Genomic DNA, 19,340 nt, shown 5'->3' with positions numbered 1-19,340 from the left:
TCGGTCTGGTTGGGGTGACGGTGTGGTGGGGTTAGGCGCCGGCTATTTCCAGGCCCCTTGTGATGATTCGTTCCAGGCGCTCGATGTGTTCGGGCGTCGGGTCCACCAGGGGTGGGCGTACGCCTCCAACCTCCATCCCCCGCAACCGCACCCCGGCCTTCACCAGTGCGACCGCGTAGCCGGGGACGAGGTCGCGTAGCTCCACCAGCGGGAGGTAGAAGTCGGTCAGCAGCCGTTGCGCCAGTACCTCGTCCCCGCCCGTCACCGCCTTGTAGAAGGCCAGCGAGATCTCGGGTGCGAATGCGAACACCGCACTCGAGTACAGGTTCACGCCGAGTCCGCGGTAGGCGGGGACGGTCAGTTCGGCGGTGGGGAGGCCGTTGAAGAAGGTGAAGTCCTTGTCGGTGGACCGGCGGACGGTGAGGATGATCCGTTGCAGCAGGTCGAAGTCGCCCAGCCCGTCCTTGAAGCCGACGATGTTGGGCACCTCGGTCAGTTCGGCGACTGCCGAGGGGGTGAAGCGGGTGGTGCCGCGCTGGTAGATGATGATCGGCAGGTCGACGGTCGCCGCGATCTCGCGTACGTAGCGCACCAGGCCTGAAGGCGGGCCGCTGACCAGGTAGGGGGGCATGAGCAGCAGCCCGTCGGCACCCTGGGCCGCGGCCGCGCGGGCGATGGCCTTGGCGGTGGGCAGCGGGCCGCCGGCGCCGGCGAAGACGGGGACGCGGCCGGCCGCGGAGGTGACCGAGACGCCCACCACCCGGGTGTATTCGTCGAGGTCGAGGGCGTTGAACTCACCGGTGCCGCACGCGGTGAACACCCCTCCCGCTCCCGCCGCGACTCCGTCGGCGACGTGCCGCGCCAGTACGGCTTCGGCGAGGTCGCCATCGGCTTCGAAAGGGGTCACCGGGAAGAAGAGAACACCATCCAGCCGCATCGACAGTCCTTTCTAGCGGATGCCCTCCCTGCGCAGGGTGGCAGCCAGCTTGCGGGTGTGTTTGATCACTGCCTCGGTGATCCGCTCGACCTCGCCGGGCGCCAGCCTCGCGGGCATCGAGCAGCTGATCGCATCCGTGGCCGGGATGCGGTAGTCGACCGCCACGGCCACGCAGGCCAGGCCGGGCGTGCCCTGCTCTCGTTCGTAGGCCCAGCCGCGGGTGCGGACCTGGTCGAGCTCGCCGGTCAGTTTGTTCAGGTCTGTGATCGTGTGCTCGGTGAGCACAGACAGCGGGTCCGGCAGGATGGCCATGACCTCGTCGTCGGTGAGCTGGGCGAGGAGCACCTGGCCGAGCGCCGTGACGTGGGCGGGCAGCCGCCGGCCCACCCTGGGGATCACGTGGTCGGCCTCGCGTGACTCACGGGTGGCCAGGTAGAGGACGTGTGCGCCGTCCCGGCGGGCGAAGTGGGTGGTCTGTCCGATCTCCGCCCGCAGGTCCTCCAGGGTCTCCTGCGCGAACGGCAGCGCGGGATCCTTGTCGAGGTACGCGGTGCCGGTGAGCAGCGCGTGCGGGCCGATCCCGAACGCCGACCTGGCCGAGTCGGTCTCGACCCAGTTGAGCTCGACCAGCGTTCGCATGAGGGCGTGGAGGCTGCTGCGTGGGAACCCGGTGCGCTGCTGGAGCTCCGACAGCGTCAGGCTGTCGTGCGACTCGGCCAGTGCCTCCAGGATGCGCACCGTCCGTTCCGCGGACTTGACCAGCTGAGGCTCCATACTCTTCCCATCTACTGCTGCGTGTTCGACATCCAGGATATGGGATAGCGTCCAGATACATGGACGCTTAACCCTTGATGGCGCCGCTTGTCAGACCGCGCATGAACTGTCGCTGGAAGGCCAGGAACGCGATGATCGACGGCAGCAGCGCCAGCAGCGACGCGGCCAGCAGCACGCCGATCCCCACCTCCTCATCGGAGCGGAGCGAACGCAGCGCGATGGGCAGCGTCCACATGCTCGACTCGGGCGCGACGATCAGGGGCAGTAGGTACTGGTCCCAGATCATCGTGAAGCCGAACACCCCGATCACGCCGAGCGCGGGACGGCACAGCGGCAGGATGATCGTGGCGAAGATCCGTATTTCGCCCGCGCCGTCGATGCGTGCGGCCTCCTCCAGTTCGACCGGCACCTCCTTCATGAACTCGGTCATGACCAGGATGGAGAAGCCCCAGGCCCCGACCGGCAGGATCATGCCCGCGTACGTGCCGATGAGGTTCACGTGCAGCAGCGGCATGTCGGCCAGGACCAGCGAGAGGGGGATCGCGATGATCTCCTCGGGCAGCATCATCGTGGTGAGCATGAGCAGCAGCACGAACGTCATGCCCCGGAACTTCTTGCGGGCCAGCGAGTACGCGGCGAAGACGCTCACCAGCATCTGCAGCAGCAGGCCGAAGCCGACGACGATGAAGGAGTTGAGCAGGTAGAGGTAGACGTTCTTCTCTTTGGCCTGGACGAAGTTCTCCAGCGTGAACTCGTCCGGCCACAGGGAGAAGGAGGTGGGGTCGAGCGTCTTGCTGAAGGCGCTGACGAGCAGCCCGACCAGCGGCCCGGTGAAAACCACCACCATAAAGCTATAAATCAGGACTTTTCCGCCGACGGCCAGCGGTCCCTTGCGCGACTCCAGCCCCAGAGCGCTGTCGAACCTCATGACGCCTGCCTCCTGCGCAACATCTGCGCGACCAGGGTCAGCGCCAGCGTGGCCAGGAACAGCACGATCCCGCCCGCCGAGGCCACGCCCAGGTCGTTCTTCTGGAACCCGAGCTTGTAGATCAGGGTCATCAGCACCTCGGACGACCCGTTCGGACCGCCGTTCGTCAGGACGTACACCTCGACGAAGACCCGAAGCCCGCGGATGGCGGCCAGCGTGAACAGGATCCAGAACACCGGCCGCAGGGCGGGCAGCGTGATGTACCGCAGCCGGTGCCAGGTGGAGGCGCCGTCCACGGCCGCGGCCTCGTACAGCGTGCGGTCGACACCGACCAGCCCCGCCAGGAAGATCATCATGTCGTACGGGGTGCCGCGCCAGATGCTCATCAGCATGATCGACCACAGCGAGGAGTGCTCACTGGCCAGCCACGGCTGGGGATCGATGCCGACCCAGCCGATGATGACGTTCAGCATCCCGCTGTCGGCCGGGTGGAACATGATCCGCCACACCTCGGCCACGGCCGCCATCGTGGTGACGACGGGCAGGAAGGCCGCGGTGCGCACGAACCACAGATAGCGCGCCGGCCCCTCGATGAGCAGCGCGAACCCCAGACCCAGCACCAGCGAGCCGACCGTGGTGCCCAGCGCCAGCAGGATGCTGTGCCAGATGGCTGCGGCGAAGTCGGCGTCGCTGATGATCGTCTGGTAGTTCTGCAGGCCCAGCCACTCGTCACCGAGGAACGTCTGGACCTTGAAGAAGCTCTTCCACAGGCCCACGAACATCGGGATGAACTTGAAGTACAGGAACAGCAGCAGCGCGGGCGCCAGGAACAGCCAGGCGATCAGCGGCCCCCGCCACCGCGCCCGCTTGGGGCGGCGGTGGGGGGTCGTCGTGCGGCTGCGCGCCTCGGTCAGTGTCGAGGTCATGACGCTTTCTGGCTCTGGAGTTCCTGCGTGAGCTTGGTGTTCAGCTGGTCCATGGCCGTCTTGACGTTGGAGGCGCAGTCGGCCCAGACCGCGTTGATGGAGTCGGCCGAATCCTGGCGGATGGGCGCCCAGTTCGGCACGGGTGGGGCGTAGACGGCGTTCGCGTAGGCGTCCTGGAACACCTTCCAGCGCGGGTCCTGCCGTTCGCCGGCCATGTCGACCTGCGTGTTGACGGGCAGGCGGACGATGGCGCCGTTGGCGTCCTTGTTCATGCCGATCTTCTGGCCATCAGGGGAGATCGCGAACTCGGCGAACTTCTTCTGCGCGTCCTGCTGGTCGGAGCCGGCCATCAGGTAGACGTTCTCGCCCTCGCCGAGGGTGCCGGGGCCGCCGGACGGGCCCTTCGGCAGGGGCAGAACTTCGATCTTGTCGGTGCCGATGCTCTTGACGAACCTGGCGAGCACGTACGGGCCGACCAGGTAAATGCCGCCCTGGCCCTTCTCGAACACCTCGTGTGTGACGGTCGTGTCGTTGCTGACGGCGCCGGGGTTGACGGACTTGGTCTTGCAGAACTGGTCCTGCAGGTACTGGACGGCCTCGACGGTCTTCGGGTCGTTGACGGTGGCCTGGAAGTGGCCGCCGCCGGTGCTCTTGATGAAGTCGCCGCCGTTGGCGTAGATGAGGGAGGAGGCGTACCAGGAGGCGTAGCCGCGCTTGGTGCCCGCGGGGATGACGAATCCCGCCGTGTCGGCCTGGCCGTTGCCGTCGGGGTCTTTCTGGGTGAACGCCTGGGCCAGCTTGGCCAGGTCCTCCCAGGTCTGTGGCGGCTCCATGCCGACCTTCTCGCGCCAGTCCTTCCGTACGATCAGTGCGAAGGCCTGGGCGGAGAACGGGGCGGCGTAGAACTTGCCGTCGGCCCCTGTGGCGGCCACCCATGCGCGGTCGGACAGCTTGTCGCCGTTGGCCAGCGTGGCCTTGTCGATCTCGCGCAGCCAGCCCTGCGAGTGCATGTTGCCGAGCTGTGCGGTGTCGTTGATGACGATGTCGGGGAGCTTCTTCTGGGCGGCCTGCTGGTTGAGCTTGGTCTCGAAGTCGTCGAATAACGCGACGACTTTCGTCTTCACCCCGCTGGCCTTAGTGAATGCGTCGGCGAGTTTCACCGCCGTCTTGGCGGAGTCCGAATCGGGCGCCTGCCTGATCCAGATCTCCAGAGCGTTGTCTGAGCTTGATCCCCCGGAACCGCAGCCTGTCAGCGTTACGGCCAGGGTCGCTGTCACTGCGACCCCGAGCAGACGACGTGACATCAGACCGCCTCCCGTTCACATACGTGGACTTGAGTCGTGGACTTGAACTCGTGTCTGCGAACGTAACTAGCGGCATGGTTCACGGTCAATATTCAAGGATGTGAATTTCGGTCAGAATCGTGTACACCATGAGACATGCGCATTCTTATGACCGGAGCCGCTGGAAAAGTCGGCACGCTGCTCCGCCCACGGCTCGCCCGTGACGGCCGCACCCTGCGGCTTTCCGACCTCCACCCGATCGAGCCAGGCCCCGGCGAGGAGTGGGTGACGGCCGACCTCGCCGACCCGGCCGCGGTGGCCGAGGCGATGAAGGGCGTGGACGCGGTGGTTCACCTTGGCGGCCAGAGCCGGGAACATCCCTGGGCAGACATCGTGCAGGCCAACATCAACGGCACGCAAGTGCTTTTGGAGGCGGCGCGAGAAGAGGGCGTCCAGCAGTTGGTGCTCATGGGCAGCCACCACGCGGCCGGTTTCCACACCCGGCCCGCCGACGGCTCCGACCTGCCCGACTACGCCTTTCCCCGGCCTGACACCTTTTACGGAGTGAGCAAGGTCGCCATGGAGGCCCTGGGGAGCCTGTACCACGACCGGTTCGGCATGAACGTCACCGTGGTCCGGCTCGGCACCTGCAACGAGGCCTCCGGCGACACACGCGGGCTGGCCACGTGGATCTCGCCTGACGACCTGGCCCGGCTGATCGAGGCGGCGCTGACCGCGCCCGGGTACCACGTGGTCTGGGGGGTCTCGGACAACGCGCGGCGGTGGTGGTCGCTGGAGGAGGCCAAGGCCATCGGGTACGAGTCCCGCGACTCCTCCGACGCCCAGGAGGCGGCACTCATCGCCGAGCAGGGGGAGCCGGACCTTTCCGCGCCGCTCCACAACCGTGCCGGTGGGGTGTTCACCCTCAACGAGCTGGGGGGTCGCTGGTGACCGGGCGTCTCGGTTGACCGGCGGCCGTCGCCGGGCCTGAGCTCGGCCGCATCCGTCCTCGCGGGACGCCGCCCCTCCGGGTGGTACGGGCGTCGGATGGGCGGGCGCACGTGAGATCGGCATGAAGGGGCCGAAGCTGGGTCGGGGCACGCGGGGGCGCGGTGGGGGCGGCGCACGTGGGGCGGGGCCGGCTCGGCAGCGGTGGCTCGCCGGATGCCGTGTGGGGCGGCCACCTGGAGCGCGTCCGCTGGGCCGCGGCCGTGGGGAGCATCCGCGATGAGCCTTCGGTCGTGCGGCGGGACACGACCCATTGCGCTGCGGGGCAGCCGAGGCGGCGCGGGTTGGCGGGGCGCTGGTGGGGTGTGGCGCGGTGGTGCGGCGTGGTGCTGTGAGGTGGCGCGGCTGGTGAGGCGGCGCGGCGAGGCGGCCTGGGCGGCGGTTCAGCGGGGCGCGGCGGTGCGGCGGCGTGGCGGGTGAAGGCGCTGACGTGGGCGGGCGGCAGGGTGCTCGGCTGCGGTGGCGCGGTTGAGCGTGTGAATGCCCCCCACGGTGGCGCTGGGCGTGACGTGGTCCGCGTCGGCGCTTAATGGTGGACCCTGAGGGTGTGGGGCGTGTCAGGGCGGTAGCGGGTGGGGTCAGCGGGCGGTTGTCGTGAGAGTACCCGGCAACCGGTTGCAAGAACCTTGACGGCGACAGGTGTGAAGGTCAAGGTTTAGTCTGGCAACCGTTTGCAAGGGAGGACGGCGATGGCGGCGACGATCAAGGACGTGGCCCGTGTCTGCGGCGTGCATGTGTCCACTGTGTCCCGCACCTTCTCCGCGCCCCACCTCGTCAATCCTGCCACCAGGAGCCGCGTGCTGGCCGCCGCCGACGACCTCGGTTACCGGCCCAACCGCGCGGCCAGGGCGCTCACGACCGGCCGCACGTTCAACATGGGCCTGATCGTGGCCGACATCGCCAACCCGTTCTTCCCGCCGCTCATCAAGGCCGCCCAGGCGCAGGCGAGGGGCCGGGACTACCACGTGTTCGTGGCGGACACAGACGAGGACCCGCGCGTCGAGGAGGAGCTGATCAGGACGTTCACCAAGCAGGTGGACGGCGTCCTGCTGTGCAGCCCGCGCCTGTCGAACAAGATGATCGAACGGCTGGCCGAGGACGTGCCGTTCGTGGTGGTCAACCGGCGGATCAAGGGCATGCCCGCCGTGCTGATGAACGTCGCCCAGGGCGCCAAGCTGGCGCTGGAGCACCTGGTCGGGCTGGGGCATCGCAGGATCGCGCTCGTGTCGGGCCCGATCGGTTCGTGGACCAGCAACGAGATGCAGGGGGCCGCGGCCGAGGCGCCCGGGCTGGACCTCGTCTTCTTCGGCCCCAACCAGCCCACGGAGTCGGGCGGCCTGGCGGTGGCCGCCGACGTGGCGGCCTGCGGGGCGACGGCGGTGCTGGCGTACAACGATCTCGTCGCGCTTGGCCTCATTGAGGGGCTGTCGGAGATGGGGATAGGGGTACCAGACCAGATAAGTGTGATCGGGTTCGACGACATCCTGCCGGGACGGCTCAACCGGCCCAAGCTCACCACGGTGGCCATGCCGGCCGTGGCCGCCGGGAGGATGGCCGTCGACCTGCTGCTCCAGTCGGGGGGCGAGGGCGCGACAGTGACCCTCGACACCGCCCTCATTGTCCGCGAGTCCACGGGAAGGGCCCAATCATGAACTTCGGAACGCTGCCGTCAGGGGAGAGCGTCGAGCTGGTGGAGCTGTCGTCAGGACGGCTGCGTGCCGAGGTGCTCACGTACGGCGCCATCGTGCGCTCGCTGGAGGTGTCCGGCCGCAACGTGGTGCTCGGGCTGGACACGCTGGAGGACTACCAGACCCGCAGCCGCTACTTCGGCGCGGTCGTCGGCAGGTACGGCAACCGCATCGCCAACGGCCGCTTCACCCTGGACGGCGTCGAGTACGAGCTGGCCGTCAACAACGGCACCGCCCACCTGCACGGCGGCATCGTGGGCTTCGACAAGCAGGTGTGGACCATCGAGTCCAACGACGCCAAGTCGGCGACGTTCAGGCTGATCAGCCCCAGTGGGGACGAGGGTTACCCGGGCACGCTGACCGCCCGGGTGACGTACACGCTCGACAATGACGCGCTGCGCATCGACTACGAGATGGAGGCCGACGCCCCGACCGTGGTCAACCTCACCAACCACTCCTACTTCGACCTGGCGGGCGAGGGCGACGTGCGGGACCACGTCGTGCGGATCGACGCCGAGCACTACCTGCCGGTGGACGAGGCCAAGATCCCCACAGGGGAGCTCGCGCCGGTCAAGGGCACGCCGTTCGACTTCACGGAGCCGCACGCCGTGGGGGAGCGGAACGACGGCGCCTACGACCACTGCTACGTGCTCGGCGGCGGTGGCGCCACGGTGACGGCCGGCGGCCTGACCATGGAGGTCACGACGACCGAGCCGGGCGTGCAGTTCTACACCGGCCACATGCTGGACGGGGACGCGACGCCGTACGGGCCCTTCGGCGGGCTGTGCCTGGAGACGCAGCACTTCCCCGACTCGCCGAACAAGCCGCAGTTCCCCTCCACCGTGCTCCGGCCGGGCCAGCGGCGCACCTCGACGACCACGTACCGGTTCACGTCCTGACCCTGTTCATGGCCTCACTCCGTGAGGCGGGCTCGGTCGCCGGGGAGCCGTCGCCTTCCCTCGTCGCTCTGGTCGCTGCGCTCCCGGCGCTCCTCAGTCCAGGCGACGGCGCTCCCTCACCTGTTCATGGCCTCACTCCGTGAGGCGGGCTCGGTCGCCGGGGAGCCGTCGCCTGATTACGGCCTCAGGCCGGGTGACGGCGCGCCCTCACGGCGCAGGACGGGGGAGGCCTTGATCACCAGCAGGGCCACGTCGTCCTGTGACGGCTCCTCGGCGAACGTCTCGACCGCGTGCCGCACGCGTTCCGCCACCGCGTGGGCGCTCAGCCCCGTGCAGCCGGACAGCAGCGTGGCCAGCCCGTCGCCGTCGTCGAGCAGCCGGGTGCCGTCGCGCCGCTCGGTCACCCCGTCGGTGACGCACAGCAGCAGCTCCTCCGGCGCCAGTTCGAACGTCTCCACGTAGAACCTGGCGCCGGACTCGATGCCCAGCAGCAGCTGCGGGGTCGCCATGGGCTCGACCTTGCCGTTCGGGCGCAGCAGGAGCGGCGGAGGGTGACCCGCGGAGGCGATCGTGCAGAGCGCGCCGCCCTGCGGCAGCGGGGTCAGCTCGCCGCACAGCAGGCTGAGGAACCTGCCCTCCTCGCCCTCCTCCAGCAGCGCGTGGTTGAGCCGGTCGAAGATGTCGGCGACCGTGTAGTGCTCCTTGGCCAGCAGGCGTACGGCGTGGCGGGCCAGCCCGGTGACGGCGGCGGCCTCGGGCCCGCTGCCGCACACGTCGCCCAGGGCGAAGCACCAGTGGTCGGCCACCGTGAACAGGTCGTAGAAGTCGCCCCCGACGTGCGCGCCCTCCTCGGCCGGCTCGTAGACGACCGCGGACTCCAGGCCGGGCATGGGCGCCACGCGCATGGGCAGCAGGCTGCGCTGGAGCACCCGCGAGGTGGTCGCCTGCCTGGCGTACAGCATGGCGGTGTGCAGGTTGAGCGCCACCAGGCGGCACAGGTCGGACAGCAGGTCGGCCAGCTCCAGCGGCAGCGTCGGCTCGGCGCGGCCGATCACCAGCGCCCCGTGCGACCTGCCCTGCGTGAGCAGCGGGAACGACAGCACGGTCTCGGGGCCGACCGGCCAGCTCACGTCGCTGAGCGCGGTGCGCGGGATGGCGGGCAGCGACTTGCGCAGGTCGGCGTTGTGGCGCTCCTCACTGTGCCAGACGTGGGCGAGCCTGGTCATGCCCGCGAGGTCGGTCAGGTAGACGGCCGCCCAGGTGGCGATCTTGGGTACGACGAGCTGCGCGGTCAGCGCCGCGATCAGCTCCTCGTCGTGCACGCCGGCCAGCAGCTCGCCCGCCTCGGCCAGGAACGACAGCCGCCCCCGGTGCGCGCGGTCCTGCTCGGCCAGCCGCTCGCGCTGCACGGGCACGGCCACCTGACCGGCGATGTGCTGGAGGCTGACCGTGAGCTCCTGGTCGAAGCGGTCCGGCTGGGTCGCGGTCACCACGATGTATCCGGCCAGTTCGCCGCCCGCCAGCAGCGGCGCGCACGCCAGCGATCTGGCGCGCAGCTGCTCGGCCAGCTCGACGTCCACGGCGAGCAGGTCCTCGATCATCGTGGGGGTCTTGCGCTCCGCGCCGAACACGCCGGTGGCCAGCACCCCCACCAGCCCCGCCGTCGCGCCCGCGCCCGCCGCCACGCCGAACCTGTTGCCGCCCTCCGCCGCGAGCAGCACGTACGCGGCGTCGCCCCCGCTGGAGATCTGCACGATCTGGGCGATCGTGTCGAGCAGCTCGGCGAACGGCACGTCCTGGTCGAGCAGGTCCTTGATGCGCCGGCCCGCCCCGCGCAGCTGCGGCGCCGGCGGCGGCGCCAGCACGTAGCCATGGTCGGCGGCCACCATCATCCAGATCGAGCACCGCTGCCGCCTGGAGCGCAGGTGCGAGACGTAGACGGGGACCAGCCTGCCGTCCTGGTGGCGCATGTGCGCCTCGCCCCGCCAGCGGCCCAGGTTGAGCGTGTCGGCCAGCGACAGCGCGTACGGTCCGTGGCCGCGCCAGGCCACCAGCCGCTCCAGGGAACGGCCGATCGCCTGGTCGGCCCGCCAGCCGAGCAGCTTCTCCGCCTCCGGGTTCCACGACTGCACGACCCCGTCGCGGTCGGCCACGACGACGCCGACGTGCAGCGTCTCGATGGGCGCCGCGCTGAGCGGCGCCGGCGGGGCCTCCTGGACCTCGCAGCCGTCCGTGATCTCCATGCGCACCCAGACGCGCTTGGCGGTCCTCGTGTACGTGACGCCCCAGGCGTCGGCCAGCATGCCCGCGAGGGCGAGGCCCCGCCCGGAGGCCCGCGTCGGCTCGGGCACGGGCTCGGCCGCCAGGATCGTCCGGGCGGGGTGGCGGTCGTCGACCTCGATCTCCAGTTTCGGAGGGCTGGCCTCCACGTCCAGGCGGCAGGTGAGCTCGATGCCGGTGCCCGCGTGCTCGACGGCGTTCGCGACGAGTTCGCCGGTCAGCAGCACGGCGTCCTCGGCCAGGTGGCCCAGGCGCCACTCGCCGAGCACCTGGCGGACGAACTTGCGCGCGTGAGCCGGGGCATGCGGCGTCCCGTCGAAGGCCGTGCTCGACACCCTTGTCGTGTCCACTCTGCGTCCTAGAACATCACTCGATGTGGCAGTCCGGTGACTCTCAGAGTGGCAGAATGGTGCGGCTGATACCTCCTGTTGTGAAGAAGGCGGCCCCGCCCGACGCGTTCAGGGCCCCGACTGACGGGTTTCAGGGTCCGACCGATGAGTTCAGGGGACGAGGGCGGCCCTGAGGCGGTCGGCGTGCGCCCTGGTGAGCCCGTTGGCCAGCAGGAGCCGCTCCGCGCCGCCGAGTTCGCCCAGCGTGGCCAGGAACGTCCGCATCGCGCTCTCCGGCGCCTCCAGGAGCGCGGCGGGCGCGTCCCGCGACGGCGTCAGGCCGAGCATGAGCATGATGTCGGGCAGCGCCTTCGCGGTGAGCGCGTAGTCGCGGACGATGGCCTCGTGGTCCACGCCGAGCAGGTCGAGGATGAGCGCGACGACGATGCCGGTGCGGTCCTTGCCGGCGGCGCAGTGGACGAGGGCGGGCAGGCCGTCGGCGATCTCCGCGACGACGCCGGCGAACCACGTCGTCCGGTGCCGCAGGAATCCGACGTACAGGTCGCCGAGGGTCAGGTCGGGCGGCAGCGCCGCGAGCTGGGCGGGTGAGGCGTCGGAGGAGCCCGCGCCGAGCAGCGCGTGCCGGACGGCGCCGCCGAGCACGGGCGCCCAGTCCCCGGGGGCCCGCTCGTTGTCGCCGCGCAGGTCGGCGATGAGCCGCAGCCCGGCCACCAGCTTCGCGTCGTCGGCCGTGAGCGTGTGCGGCTGCGCGGAGCGGTAGAGCACACCCGGGCGCAGCGCGGTCTCCGTCGCGACGTCCCGGAAGTTGAGGAGAGGCATAGGACCATTCAGGAAGGAGTTGTCTGCGGGTGCGCGGCTTTTATGTGGACATCGGGTGAACCTTCCCGGGATCTTCGTGCCCGTTTGGCGGGGTCCTCGGCGAGCCTACGCGCGATCCACGGTGTCTCCGACGTACCTTTGGCATCATGGCCACCCGTACGCCGAAAAGCGCATCGAAGGGGCCGGCGAAGCGGTCGACCTCGTCTCGCTCGACCCCCGTCAAGCGCGGGGCCTCGTCGACGGGGCGTCCCAGGGCGGCCTCCGGCCGCAAGCCTTCGATGACTCACCAGGACCCGATCAGCTGGGTCTTCACGATGATCGGCAAGCTGATCGTCGGGCTGTGGATGCTGCTCGCCAACGGCATCGGCAGCACGGCCCGCGCGCTGGGCAAGAACGCCCGCGAGCTCGATCCCGCGCACCGGCGCGACGGCGTGGGCCTGACGGTGCTCGCCGGCGCGATCGTGCTGGCGGCCATGACCTGGCGCAACGCCGACGGGGCGGTCTCGGGCGTGGTGAACACGGCCGTGCACGGCGTGTTCGGCTCGCTGGCGTGGGCGCTGCCGCTGCTGTTCGGGCTGCTGGCCTGGCGCTACCTGCGCCACCCCGACCAGAACGCCGACACCGGGCGCATGGTGATCGGGTGGGCCGCGCTGATGGTCGGCGTGCTGGGCGTCATCCACGTGGCCAACGGCACCCCCTACCCGGCCGGCGAAGGCCAGGGCATGGACAAGGTGTCGCAGGCCGGCGGCATGATCGGGTTCATCGTGTCAGCGCCGCCGATGAGCATCCTGCCGCCGTGGATCACGATCCCGCTGCTGCTGCTCCTGTCCGGGTTCGGGGTGCTGGTGATCACCGCCACCCCGGTGCACCGGATCCCGGAGCGGCTGACCGAGCTCAAGCACATGCTCTTCGAACGGCACGCCGAACCCGAGTCGCGGCAGCCGGGCAAGAAGCGGACCAGGGCCGGGAAGAAGCCCGCCGAGGAGGGGCCCGACTCGGTCAAGCCGTACGACACGCCGGTCCTGTCGGACAAGAACGACAAGCGGACCGAGCACTCGCCCGAGATCGTGCCCGGTCTGACGGACGAGGCGGAGGCGCCCGCTCCCGAGGCCGAGAAGCGGCCTGAGCCGCCCCAGCCGACGCCCGCGCCCCGCAAGGTGGAGCAGCTCGTGCTGTCGCCGCAGGCGGGCCCGTACAGCCTGCCCGACTTGCAGTTCCTCAAGCAGGGCACGGCGCCCAAGCCGCAGACCAAGGCCAACACCACCGTGGTCAACGCGCTGACCAGCGTGCTGGAGCAGTTCACCATCGACGCGCAGGTGATCGGGTTCACCCGTGGCCCGACGGTGACCCGGTACGAGATCGAGCTGGGGCCCGCGGTCAAGGTGGAGAAGGTCACGGCGCTGACCAAGAACATCGCGTACGCCGTCAAGTCCGCCGACGTCCGGATCTTGTCGCCCATCCCGGGCAAGTCGGCGATCGGGGTCGAGATCCCCAACGCCGACAAGGACCTGGTGGCCCTGGGCGACGTGCTGCGCGCGCAGGTGGCGCAGGCCGACCACCACCCGATGATCGTCGGCCTGGGCAAGGACGTCGAGGGCCGCACCATCGTCGCGAACCTCGCCAAGATGCCCCACCTGCTCATCGCCGGCGCCACCGGCGCCGGTAAGTCGGTCTGCGTGAACGGGCTGATCACCAGCATCCTGATGCGGGCCACGCCCGACGAGGTGCGCATGGTGCTGGTCGACCCGAAGCGGGTCGAGCTCAGCGTGTACGAGGGCATCCCCCACCTGATCACGCCGATCATCACCAGCCCGAAGAAGGCCGCAGAAGCCCTCGAATGGGTCGTGGGCGAGATGGACCGGCGCTACGACGACCTGGCGGCGTCGGGGTTCAGGCACGTCGACGAGTTCAACAAGGCCGTGCGGGCGGGCAAGCTGCAGCCGCCGCCCGGGAGCGAGCGGGTCTACCAGCCGTACCCGTACCTGCTGGTGATCGTGGACGAGCTGGCCGACCTCATGATGGTGGCCCCGCGCGACGTCGAGGACTCGATCGTGCGCATCACGCAGCTCGCCCGCGCGGCCGGCATCCACCTCGTGATCGCCACCCAGCGGCCCTCCGTCGACGTCGTCACCGGCCTGATCAAGGCGAACGTGCCGTCCAGGCTCGCGTTCGCCGTGTCGAGCCTGACCGACTCGCGGGTCATCCTCGACCAGCCGGGCGCCGACAAACTGGTCGGCCAGGGTGACGCGCTGTTCCTGCCGATGGGCGCGAGCAAGCCCATCCGCATCCAGAACGCGTTCGTCTCCGAGAAGGAGATCGCCGAGATCGTCGGCCACTGCAAGACGCAGATGCAGGCCGAATACCGCGAGGACGTGTCGGCCGCGCCGGTCAAGCGGGAGATCGACGAGGACATCGGCGACGACCTCGACCTGCTCATCCAGGCCGCGGAGCTGATCGTGACCACCCAGTTCGGCTCGACCTCGATGCTGCAGCGCAAGCTGCGGGTCGGGTTCGCCAAGGCCGGGCGGCTGATGGACCTGCTGGAGAGCCGGAACGTGGTCGGCCCGAGCGAGGGCTCCAAGGCCCGCGAGGTGATGGTCAAACCGGACGATCTACCGGGTTTGCTCGCCGACCTGCGTGGCGAATGACCCCAATGCGTGCCTGCCGGGTAGTAACTGGTTGAATATAAACCACTACCCATAGTGGTAGGCAGGTGCAGGTGCCGTGGGGGAGGCGTTCGTTGTGCAGGAGCAGAGCATCGGGGCCATGCTGGCGGCGGCCAGGCAAGCGGCCGGGCTGACCGTCGAGCAGGTCAGCTCGGCAACCAGGATCCGCGAGGCGATCATCCAAAGTCTGGAGCAGGATGACGGCAGCCAGTGCGGTGGCGACTTCTACACCAGAGGGCACGTCAAGGCGGTGGCCAAGGCCGTGGGGCTCGATCCGGAGGCCACCGTCCATCTCTACGACCAGCAGCACGGCGGGGCGCCCAGGCCGGTCGCGGCCTCGGCCGTGTTCCAGGCCGACAAGAAGATCAACGTGCCGGAGCGGCGGGGGCCCAACTGGACGATGGCGCTCGGGGTCGCGCTGGCGATCGTGGTCGTCTTCGGCATGATGCGGGTGCTGGGCGGCGCGAGCGACCAGGTGCGGACGGCCGACGTGCAGGTGGCCTCGGCCCGGCCCAAGGTCCCGCCGAACATGCCCATCGAGCCCAGGCCCGCGGCGGCCAAGGCGGTCAAACGCATGGTGACCGTCGAGATCAAGGCGAAGCGGTCGTCGTACGTCCAGGCTCACGACGCCATGGGGCGCAAGCTGTTCTCGGGGACGCTGAAGGCCGGAAAGTCCGACACGTGGAGCGCGGAAGACAAGGTCAACGTGCTGCTCGCGGACGCGTCGGCCGTTACGCTCCAGGTCAACGGCAAGAAAGTGAAGCTGGACGCGGGCAGGGGGGAGCTGGTGCGGCGCTCGTTCGGGCCGCCCAAAACAGCCGCGCGATAGTCATCTGGCGGGAGCCCGTGCATCGGGTGGTGGCCAACTCCCGATACCGTAGTGTTCACCATGTCATCCCGCCGAACCGCATCGCTGATCACTCTGGGCTGCGCGCGCAACGAGGTCGACTCCGAGGAGCTGGCCGCGCGACTTGAGGCTGCCGGTTGGCAGCTGGGCGACGACGACCCCGATGTCGTCGTCGTCAACACGTGTGGCTTCATCGACTCGGCCAAGAAAGACTCCATCGACACGCTGCTGGCCGCCGCCGACACCGGTGTAAAGGTGGTCGCAGCGGGCTGCATGGCCGAGCGCTACGGCAACGAGCTGGCCGAGGCGCTGCCCGAGGCCAGCGCGGTCATCTCCTTCGACGACTACACGGAGATCGGCGGTCGTCTCGACGACGTGCTCGCCGGGCGGCCGCTCAAGCCGCACTCGCCACGTGACCGCCGTACCCTGCTGCCCATCTCGCCGGTGGACCGTGCCAGCGCGCCCAAGGCCAACATCCCCGGTCACGGCGACCTGCCCGAGGGGCTGGCGCCCGTGAGCGGCCCGCGCGTGCTGCGCAAGCGCCTCGACGAGAGCCCGGTGGCCTCGCTCAAGCTGGCCTCCGGCTGCGACCGGCGCTGCACGTTCTGCGCCATCCCGGCCTTCCGCGGCTCCTACGTCTCGCGCCGGCCCGACGAGCTGCTGGCCGAGGCCGACTGGCTGGCCCACCGGGGCGTGCGCGAGCTCGTCCTGGTCAGCGAGAACTCCACCTCCTACGGCAAGGATCTCGGCGACCTGCGGGCGCTGGAGAAGCTGCTGCCCGAGCTGGCGGCGGTCGAGGGCGTCTCCCGGGTACGGGTCAGCTACCTGCAGCCCGCCGAGCTGCGCCCGGGGCTGATCGACGTGATCACGGACACCGAGGGGATCGCCCCCTACTTCGACCTGTCCTTCCAGCACGCGAGCGGCACCGTGCTGCGCCGGATGCGCCGCTTCGGCGACCCCGAGCGCTTCCTCGGGCTGCTCGAGAGCATCCGCGAGCGCGCCCCTGAGGCGGGCGTGCGCTCCAACTTCATCGTGGGCTTCCCCGGCGAGACCGAGGAGGAGTTCGGCGAGCTGGTGGGCTTCCTGGAGGCCGCCAGGCTCGACGTGATCGGCGTGTTCGGCTACTCCGACGAGGACGGCACGGAGGCCGCCGGGCTGCCGGGCAAGCTCGACCAGGAGGTCATCGACGAGCGCGTGCGGGTGCTCACCGAGCTGGCCGAGGAGCTGACCGCCCAGCGCGCGGAGGAGCGCATCGGCACCGAGGTCGACGTGCTGATCGACGACGACCTGGGCGACGGCGGCTACGAGGGCCGGGCCGCCCACCAGGGCCCCGAGGTCGACGGCTCCGTCACGGTGCAGGGCATCGGCCTGGTCAAGGGGCAGATCGTGCGCGCGGTCGTGGTCGACTCCGAGGGGGTCGACCTGATCGCGCGTATCAAGGCCAGTCCATGAAAAGGGACGAGCGCCGCGTGGTAAGCCCGTGGAACATCGCCAACGTCCTCACGGTTCTCCGGTTGGCGCTCGTCCCCTTCTTCGTCGTATGCCTCTTCCTGCCGGGCACGGGTTGGCGGGTGACCGCGCTCGCGGTCTTCGCGGTGGCCTCGATCACCGACCACCTGGACGGTGAGCTGGCCAGGCGGTACGGCCTCATCACCGACTTCGGCAAGATCGCCGATCCGATCGCCGACAAGGCGCTCACCGGCGCGGCGCTGGTGAGCCTGTCCATACTCAACGAGCTGCCCTGGTGGGTCACGATCCCGATCCTCGGCAGGGAGATCGGCATCACGGTCCTCAGGTTCGTGCTGCTGCGGCGCGCGGTCATCCCGGCCAGCTACGGCGGCAAGGTCAAGACCGTGCTGCAGATCGCCGCGATCGTGCTTTACCTCCTGCCGTGGGTGCCGGGGCCCGTCCGGTGGGTGGTCATGGGGGCGGCTCTGGTGGTCACCGTGGCCACCGGGGTCGACTACGTCATCAGGGCGGTGCGGCTGCGCAAGGTCGCGAAACAGGTGCGCGGGGAGTGACCGATGGCGGATGTGGCCGAGGTTCTGACGATGCTCGTGGGCCGGTCCGCCACGGTCGCGGTGGCCGAGTCGCTGACCGGCGGGCTCATCGGGGCCGCCATCACGTCGGTCTCGGGGTCGTCGAAGGCGTTCAGGGGCGGGGTCATCTCGTACGCCACCGATCTCAAGCACGAGCTGCTGGGGGTGCCGGGGGAGTTGCTGCGCCGCGAGGGGGCCGTACACCCTGAGGTGGCCGCGGCCATGGCGGCGGGGGTCGCGCGGCTGTGCGGGGCCACGTACGGGCTGGCCGTGACGGGGGTGGCCGGGCCGGAGCCGCAGGACGGCAAGCCCGTCGGCACCGTGTACGCGGCCGTCTGCGGGCCAGGGGGCAGGATTTGGGGGCGTGAATTGAGACTTAGCGGGTCGCGTGAACGTATCAGGGTAGAGACGGTGGACGAGGCAGTCGATCTACTGTCAGGTGTGCTGAAGGCGAACAAAGGGGAACATTCCGGGTGATTACCGTGTTACGTCCCGAGCGAACATGCCAAGCACGGTCTGACGCGGTGTCGGTGGATACGGGTACGGTGGAGCTGTGAGTGAGGTCCGTGAGCCAACTGCAAACCCCGAGCGCCCGGCCGGCGGGCCTGAAGAGTCGCGAGCGGCAGTCCAGGGTCGGCGACGCCCGATGATGACGGCGAGGAGTATGTACGAAGGTAAGAAGACCAAAGTGCGGCACGATCCGATCGCGCGGGGCGTGGTGAAGTCATCGTCCGCGCCGGGGAGGGAGCGACAGATGATTCTGCTGCGTCAGCTGCTCGGCGACGTGCTGAGGCGGTTGAGGGTGCGGCAAGGACGCACGCTACGCGAGGTGTCCACCCAGGCACGTGTCTCGCTCGGCTACTTGTCCGAGGTCGAGCGCGGCCAGAAGGAGGCCTCGTCGGAGTTGCTGGCGTCCATTTGCGGCGCGCTCGAAGTGCCCCTTTCGCAGGTGTTGCGTGAGGTTTCCGACCAGTTCTCGCTGGCGGAGCTCCAGGCTGCCCCTGTGCTGGCCGACGTGCCCGATCGCGAACGGCTGCCCCTTGCGGAGACGGTTCCCGGGTCGATCACCGACTCCGTGTTCCCCGAAGTCAAGGACATGGTGGCTGCCTAAGCCGGTTGGCAGCCAGCACACCACAGGATCAGCCGTTCCTGTGGCTGCGCCCCCATCTCCCCACGGCTGATGCGGGTGCCGCATCGGCGACAGGGCCTCCCCGCCCTGCCGTAGACCCACGTCTGGTGCGCCGGGCGGCGATCACCTGTGGTCACCGTGCCCGCATGACGTTTGTTCGCGTCCAGCAAGCGCTGGGCCAGTGACACGAGCCCGTTGAGATCCTCGATCTCCCCGACCTTCTTCCACGGCCAGATCCCGCGCAGGAAAAGGGTCTCGGCGCGATAGATCGTGCCGATCCCCGCCAGGTTGCGCTGATCGAGCAGCGCCTCCCCGATGGTCCTGTCGGACGCCGCTCGCAGCCTTCGCACGGCCTCATCCGGGTCCCAGTCCGAGCCGAGCAGATCCGGCCCCAGATGGCCGACCAGCCGCTCCTCCTCGCCTGTCCTGACGAGATCCACCATTCCCAGCCTGACCCCCACGGCCTGCCACCGCTGGTTGGCCAGCACCAGCCTGACCTGGTCGCCCGGCGCGGTCCGGCGTCCCGCCGCCATGACCTGCCAGCTCCCGTCCATGCGCAGATGGGTGTGCACGGTCAGGTCGCCTTCGACGCGGGTGAGCAGGTGTTTGCCCCTGGAGACCGTGGTGATGACCGCGCGGCCGGTCAGGTCGGCCGTGGCGTGCCTGGGGACGCGGAAGTCCGACCTGGTGAGCACCTGGCCGTCCAGCGCCCCGCGCAGCCTCGCGGCCGTGCGGTAGACGGCGTCTCCTTCGGGCATCCCTCCAGT

The 19,340-nt window shown here is 69.6% G+C and carries 17 protein-coding genes; 9 read left to right on the top strand and 8 right to left on the bottom strand.

Translation table 11 applies throughout. The annotated features are described in order from the left end of the window. Nucleotides 1–31 precede the first annotated feature (31 nt). The 5 genes from ACIBQ1_RS07150 to ACIBQ1_RS07130 all read right to left on the bottom strand — a co-directional run bounded on the left by ACIBQ1_RS07150 (nucleotide 32) and on the right by ACIBQ1_RS07130 (nucleotide 4,869). Nucleotides 32–937, bottom strand: a complete 906-nt coding sequence (locus ACIBQ1_RS07150) for a 5-dehydro-4-deoxyglucarate dehydratase (RefSeq protein ID WP_397275168.1) — start codon at nucleotides 935–937, stop codon at nucleotides 32–34. Nucleotides 938–949: 12 nt separating this feature from the next. Further along, the gene (locus ACIBQ1_RS07145) at nucleotides 950–1,711 is read right to left on the bottom strand and encodes an IclR family transcriptional regulator (protein ID WP_397275166.1); all 762 of its coding nucleotides are present in this window, start codon (nucleotides 1,709–1,711) and stop codon (nucleotides 950–952) included. A 67-nt stretch (nucleotides 1,712–1,778) separates the two neighbouring features. Further along, nucleotides 1,779–2,639 carry a carbohydrate ABC transporter permease gene (locus tag ACIBQ1_RS07140; RefSeq protein ID WP_397275164.1) on the bottom strand — a complete coding sequence of 287 codons (861 nt, stop codon included), beginning with the start codon at nucleotides 2,637–2,639 and terminating at the stop codon, nucleotides 1,779–1,781. Beyond that, nucleotides 2,636–3,565, bottom strand: a complete 930-nt coding sequence (locus tag ACIBQ1_RS07135; protein WP_397275162.1) for a carbohydrate ABC transporter permease — start codon at nucleotides 3,563–3,565, stop codon at nucleotides 2,636–2,638. The genes ACIBQ1_RS07140 and ACIBQ1_RS07135 overlap by 4 nt, the downstream gene beginning before the upstream one ends. Further along, complete coding sequence (locus ACIBQ1_RS07130) at nucleotides 3,562–4,869, bottom strand: extracellular solute-binding protein (RefSeq protein ID WP_397275161.1); 1,308 nt, start codon at nucleotides 4,867–4,869, stop codon at nucleotides 3,562–3,564. The genes ACIBQ1_RS07135 and ACIBQ1_RS07130 overlap by 4 nt, the downstream gene beginning before the upstream one ends. Nucleotides 4,870–5,004: 135 nt before the next feature. On the opposite strand from ACIBQ1_RS07130, the gene ACIBQ1_RS07125 reads away from it, so the two are divergent. The 3 genes from ACIBQ1_RS07125 to ACIBQ1_RS07115 all read left to right on the top strand — a co-directional run bounded on the left by ACIBQ1_RS07125 (nucleotide 5,005) and on the right by ACIBQ1_RS07115 (nucleotide 8,443). Then, complete coding sequence (locus ACIBQ1_RS07125) at nucleotides 5,005–5,799, top strand: NAD-dependent epimerase/dehydratase family protein (RefSeq protein WP_397275160.1); 795 nt, start codon at nucleotides 5,005–5,007, stop codon at nucleotides 5,797–5,799. 746 nt (nucleotides 5,800–6,545) lie between these two features. Beyond that, on the top strand, nucleotides 6,546–7,508 hold the full coding sequence (locus ACIBQ1_RS07120; protein WP_397275159.1) for a LacI family DNA-binding transcriptional regulator: 963 nt from the start codon (nucleotides 6,546–6,548) through the stop codon (nucleotides 7,506–7,508). Next, complete coding sequence (locus ACIBQ1_RS07115; protein ID WP_397275158.1) at nucleotides 7,505–8,443, top strand: aldose epimerase family protein; 939 nt, start codon at nucleotides 7,505–7,507, stop codon at nucleotides 8,441–8,443. The genes ACIBQ1_RS07120 and ACIBQ1_RS07115 overlap by 4 nt, the downstream gene beginning before the upstream one ends. Nucleotides 8,444–8,619: 176 nt before the next feature. Here ACIBQ1_RS07115 and ACIBQ1_RS07110 read toward each other — a convergent pair whose 3' ends face one another. Both ACIBQ1_RS07110 and ACIBQ1_RS07105 read right to left on the bottom strand, forming a co-directional pair. Continuing rightward, entirely contained in the window at nucleotides 8,620–11,073 is a 2,454-nt protein-coding gene (locus ACIBQ1_RS07110; protein WP_397275156.1) for a SpoIIE family protein phosphatase, read from the bottom strand. A 150-nt stretch (nucleotides 11,074–11,223) separates the two neighbouring features. Next, nucleotides 11,224–11,892 (bottom strand): tyrosine-protein phosphatase, encoded by a 669-nt coding sequence (locus ACIBQ1_RS07105; RefSeq protein ID WP_397275155.1) that lies wholly within the window; start codon nucleotides 11,890–11,892, stop codon nucleotides 11,224–11,226. Nucleotides 11,893–12,038: 146 nt separating this feature from the next. Between ACIBQ1_RS07105 and ACIBQ1_RS07100 the strand changes: the two genes are divergently transcribed. From ACIBQ1_RS07100 to ACIBQ1_RS07075, 6 genes are all read left to right on the top strand, one after another. Then, nucleotides 12,039–14,540, top strand: coding sequence for a DNA translocase FtsK 4TM domain-containing protein (locus tag ACIBQ1_RS07100; RefSeq protein ID WP_397275153.1), 2,502 nt, complete (start codon nucleotides 12,039–12,041; stop codon nucleotides 14,538–14,540). A gap of 76 nt (nucleotides 14,541–14,616) precedes the next feature. Beyond that, a complete protein-coding gene (locus ACIBQ1_RS07095; RefSeq protein ID WP_397275151.1) occupies nucleotides 14,617–15,387 on the top strand; it encodes a helix-turn-helix domain-containing protein in 771 nt (256 codons plus the stop codon). A 60-nt stretch (nucleotides 15,388–15,447) separates the two neighbouring features. Next, nucleotides 15,448–16,857: a 30S ribosomal protein S12 methylthiotransferase RimO gene (gene rimO, locus ACIBQ1_RS07090; protein WP_397275149.1), complete on the top strand. Its 1,410-nt coding sequence runs from the start codon at nucleotides 15,448–15,450 to the stop codon at nucleotides 16,855–16,857. After that, nucleotides 16,854–17,426 carry a CDP-diacylglycerol--glycerol-3-phosphate 3-phosphatidyltransferase gene (pgsA, locus tag ACIBQ1_RS07085; protein WP_397275147.1) on the top strand — a complete coding sequence of 191 codons (573 nt, stop codon included), beginning with the start codon at nucleotides 16,854–16,856 and terminating at the stop codon, nucleotides 17,424–17,426. The genes rimO and pgsA overlap by 4 nt, the downstream gene beginning before the upstream one ends. A 3-nt stretch (nucleotides 17,427–17,429) precedes the next feature. After that, nucleotides 17,430–17,921: a CinA family protein gene (locus tag ACIBQ1_RS07080; protein WP_397275146.1), complete on the top strand. Its 492-nt coding sequence runs from the start codon at nucleotides 17,430–17,432 to the stop codon at nucleotides 17,919–17,921. A 277-nt stretch (nucleotides 17,922–18,198) separates the two neighbouring features. After that, complete coding sequence (locus ACIBQ1_RS07075) at nucleotides 18,199–18,555, top strand: helix-turn-helix domain-containing protein (RefSeq protein WP_397275144.1); 357 nt, start codon at nucleotides 18,199–18,201, stop codon at nucleotides 18,553–18,555. Here the strand turns inward: ACIBQ1_RS07075 and ACIBQ1_RS07070 are convergent. Next, the gene (locus tag ACIBQ1_RS07070) at nucleotides 18,552–19,331 is read right to left on the bottom strand and encodes a DNA-formamidopyrimidine glycosylase family protein (RefSeq protein ID WP_397275142.1); all 780 of its coding nucleotides are present in this window, start codon (nucleotides 19,329–19,331) and stop codon (nucleotides 18,552–18,554) included. The two genes, ACIBQ1_RS07075 and ACIBQ1_RS07070, sit on opposite strands and share 4 nt — an antisense overlap. Between the last annotated feature and the right edge of the window lie 9 nt (nucleotides 19,332–19,340).

The sequence above is a fragment of the Nonomuraea sp. NPDC050153 genome, from assembly GCF_044460125.1.
GTDB lineage: Bacteria > Actinomycetota > Actinomycetes > Streptosporangiales > Streptosporangiaceae > Nonomuraea.
The sequence above is the reverse complement of the archived record's forward strand: the minus strand, read 5'-3'. Positions and strand labels throughout refer to the sequence as shown.

Bases quoted from the DNA above. Each gene is read 5' to 3' on its own strand.
- ACIBQ1_RS07100 (WP_397275153.1), top strand. From the start codon at position 12,039: ATGGCCACCCGTACGCCGAAAAGCGCATCGAAGGGGCCGGCGAAGCGG.
- ACIBQ1_RS07070 (WP_397275142.1), bottom strand. From the start codon at position 19,331: ATGCCCGAAGGAGACGCCGTCTACCGCACGGCCGCGAGGCTGCGCGGG.
- ACIBQ1_RS07080 (WP_397275146.1), top strand. From the start codon at position 17,430: ATGGCGGATGTGGCCGAGGTTCTGACGATGCTCGTGGGCCGGTCCGCC.
- pgsA (WP_397275147.1), top strand. From the start codon at position 16,854: ATGAAAAGGGACGAGCGCCGCGTGGTAAGCCCGTGGAACATCGCCAAC.
- ACIBQ1_RS07145 (WP_397275166.1), bottom strand. From the start codon at position 1,711: ATGGAGCCTCAGCTGGTCAAGTCCGCGGAACGGACGGTGCGCATCCTG.
- ACIBQ1_RS07105 (WP_397275155.1), bottom strand. From the start codon at position 11,892: ATGCCTCTCCTCAACTTCCGGGACGTCGCGACGGAGACCGCGCTGCGC.
- ACIBQ1_RS07150 (WP_397275168.1), bottom strand. From the start codon at position 937: ATGCGGCTGGATGGTGTTCTCTTCTTCCCGGTGACCCCTTTCGAAGCC.
- ACIBQ1_RS07120 (WP_397275159.1), top strand. From the start codon at position 6,546: ATGGCGGCGACGATCAAGGACGTGGCCCGTGTCTGCGGCGTGCATGTG.
- rimO (WP_397275149.1), top strand. From the start codon at position 15,448: ATGTCATCCCGCCGAACCGCATCGCTGATCACTCTGGGCTGCGCGCGC.
- ACIBQ1_RS07135 (WP_397275162.1), bottom strand. From the start codon at position 3,565: ATGACCTCGACACTGACCGAGGCGCGCAGCCGCACGACGACCCCCCAC.
- ACIBQ1_RS07115 (WP_397275158.1), top strand. From the start codon at position 7,505: ATGAACTTCGGAACGCTGCCGTCAGGGGAGAGCGTCGAGCTGGTGGAG.
- ACIBQ1_RS07125 (WP_397275160.1), top strand. From the start codon at position 5,005: ATGCGCATTCTTATGACCGGAGCCGCTGGAAAAGTCGGCACGCTGCTC.
- ACIBQ1_RS07130 (WP_397275161.1), bottom strand. From the start codon at position 4,869: ATGTCACGTCGTCTGCTCGGGGTCGCAGTGACAGCGACCCTGGCCGTA.
- ACIBQ1_RS07140 (WP_397275164.1), bottom strand. From the start codon at position 2,639: ATGAGGTTCGACAGCGCTCTGGGGCTGGAGTCGCGCAAGGGACCGCTG.
- ACIBQ1_RS07075 (WP_397275144.1), top strand. From the start codon at position 18,199: ATGATTCTGCTGCGTCAGCTGCTCGGCGACGTGCTGAGGCGGTTGAGG.